General features: G+C 41.6%; 3 protein-coding genes. All 3 read right to left on the bottom strand.

Going from position 1 to position 2,579, the window contains the following annotated elements:
• Positions 1-901 (bottom strand): kelch repeat-containing protein (locus tag H7254_RS06105; protein ID WP_301932128.1); only part of this gene is annotated, 901 nt, incomplete at its 3' end.
• 121 nt (positions 902-1,022) lie between these two features.
• On the bottom strand, positions 1,023-1,205 hold the full coding sequence (locus H7254_RS06100) for a hypothetical protein (RefSeq protein WP_301932127.1): 183 nt from the start codon (positions 1,203-1,205) through the stop codon (positions 1,023-1,025).
• Between the two features lie 267 nt (positions 1,206-1,472).
• Positions 1,473-2,579: carboxylesterase/lipase family protein (locus tag H7254_RS06095; protein ID WP_301932126.1), on the bottom strand; the 1,107-nt coding region annotated here is incomplete at its 5' end.

The raw sequence follows: 2,579 nt of genomic DNA, 5'->3' as shown, positions 1-2,579 counted from the left end.
TACCGTTTCTTGCTTCATTCAAATTGGCCACCGCCAGCCAGCCTTCAATTTTTGAAGGATCAAAATAATATACATTTTTCCTGGGTGCATTCTGTTCTGTTGATGTAGCTCTTTCGCCTCCCATGTAGTAGAGCTTATCACTTAAATTTACGAGAGCGCCGCCGCCACTACCCATCGGTAATTTGTAAGGCAAGGTTGACCATTTACCGGTTTTAAAATCATAGCAATCTGTTTCCAAAAATACCTGACTATAAAAATTAAGTTTACCTGAGGGATTGCGAAAGCTGGTATTTCTTCCTCCCACAACATACAATTTATCCTTTACCACGGCAGCCATTACATGATCGCGGCTATGCGGTGCGGGAGGTAAGCTATCCCAATGACCGGTTGCCGGGTCATACACATCAAACATATTATTGGTGCCACTTTGGTGACCATGCGTGATGCCTGCGACCAGGTATAATTTGCCTTTGTACGCCGCTGCACCAGCAGCCGCCCTCTTTCTCCAGTCAGCCAGGCCGTTACCTTTTTGCCAGGCATCTTTTTGCGTATCGTACCAGTATATATTTGCCATCGGTGTCTGGTTAGGATATTCTCCATCGGAAAAAGCATCCAGCACATAGATTTTATTATTGAGGGGCACCGCCTGAAAATGGTGCATGACTGGTGCCATTGCTTTTTGTTGCCAGGTTTTTGTAACGGGATTTAGCATTTGTACCCGCATAGCCGGGCCACCACCACCCATTAAATAAATCATCCCGTTTACTGCGGCAACACCACATTCACTGCGGTCTGCTACCCCGTCGGCAGTTTCTACTATTTGCCATTTACCGCTTTGCGCCTTTACTGTTGTAAACAAACAAGTGGCCAGTAAAAAAATACCTGCTAATATTTTTTTCATCCGTTTGATTTAATAAAATTTAAAAGATAATGCTACTCCAAAATTTTACTTAGATTCTTAAAACTGGTGGTCATACTTTCGTATGGATGTTTGGGCATATCATGTTCAATAAAAAAGTGTTTCATTCCGGCGATTGGTGCGGCCTCAAATCATCATCCATCACATTAAATAAAGTGAATAACTGCAGACCCACAGCTGGCATAGCGGGGTTTGAATAAAAAGCCTTTGCATTTCGGAAAAAGAGAAGGCTTTCAAAAGCCAGACTGGCACTCAGTTTAAGAAAATGTTTTCTGTTAGGCATCATCGTTATTTTTTTTTACAGACTAGAATAGTTGATTTCGCTTTTATACATCAAAATACCAGGCGTAAGCATTAACTGTACTGTGAATTTTATAAAAGGTGACTCAATTGTTAACAGTAAAAAAGATACTTAAAAATGAGCTATACTGGTTAGCAGGACGCCTGGATTTTTTTTGGATACTTTTAAAGTTTAGGTTCCTCCGGCACACCTTAAACCCTTAACCTCAATTTCAAATTAAAACAACTACCCGAAATCAATATTTATATCCCGCTATTTTCCACCCATTTTTCCATACAAAAAATCCAAACTTTCTGCATCCCATATTTTTTTTGCGGATGGATTTTCGCTTAGTTTCATAATCATTTTATTGGTTGAGTTGTAAGCTGGCCAGTTGGGCAGCCCGCTGCCATTGGGGTTTCCGTTAGTTGCAAAATTTACCCAATAGGCCGACATAGTTTTGGCAAGCTCATAATCTACCGTTTTCCATGGTCTGTTTACGAATTGTAAATTGTCGTAAGCATAAGGCACTTCGCCGGTATGAAAAGCGCCATATTTTATATACTCACCTGTTGCAGGAACTTTACGGGTGAATCGATATACATATACTTTTGATCCATGGTTGCTTTGAATGTTTGCCCAGGTATAATTCTGCACGCCAAAAATTATATCCCTGGACAAATTCAATTGCGATACCGCAGCAATAGAATCATTGTTTGCGGGATAATATTTTAAAAAGGAAGAAGCATCGGCTCCATACTGATCAGCCGCTTCTTTTGTAAACCCATCCGCGTTTTTTACCGGACCGAATATCAATCCTTCATCCTGGTTCCAACCGGTGAGCAAGGCTACCGGATTTTCTTTTTTTGCGGCAAAAATATCAGCAATTGATTCGGGCAATACATAGCCATCCACAATAGGGCCACGGATATTTTGTGGTGCTTTCAATAATATTGCAGCTGACATTGTTCTTAATGCAGCAACAGAATTGGCTTTCAAGGCAGCGGCTGTTTTTACGCCCTCTTTCTCTGCAGCCGCCAACCCTGTTTTTTCCCTCAGCGGAGAAGATAGAAAACTGGCACCGCTTTCGGCAATGGCTTTTTGAAATAAATTTTTAGCAAGCTGGGATGCCACCATGCAATTCACGCTCATGGATCCTGCTGATTGCCCGGCAATGCATACGTTGGCCGGATCGCCACCGAATTGCGCAATATTATTTTTTACCCATTGCAATGCTGCAACCTGGTCCATTAATCCGTAATTACCTGACGCATTTTTGCCCGATTCTTTGGTGAGTTCTGGATGTGCGAAGAATCCAAAAATACCTACCCTATAATTAAAGCTTACAAATACAATTCCTTTTTTAGCCATGGCCTCGCC

The organism is Ferruginibacter sp. (assembly GCF_014377975.1).
Lineage (GTDB): Bacteria > Bacteroidota > Bacteroidia > Chitinophagales > Chitinophagaceae > Ferruginibacter.
This window is presented reverse-complemented; position numbering and strand designations above follow the sequence as displayed.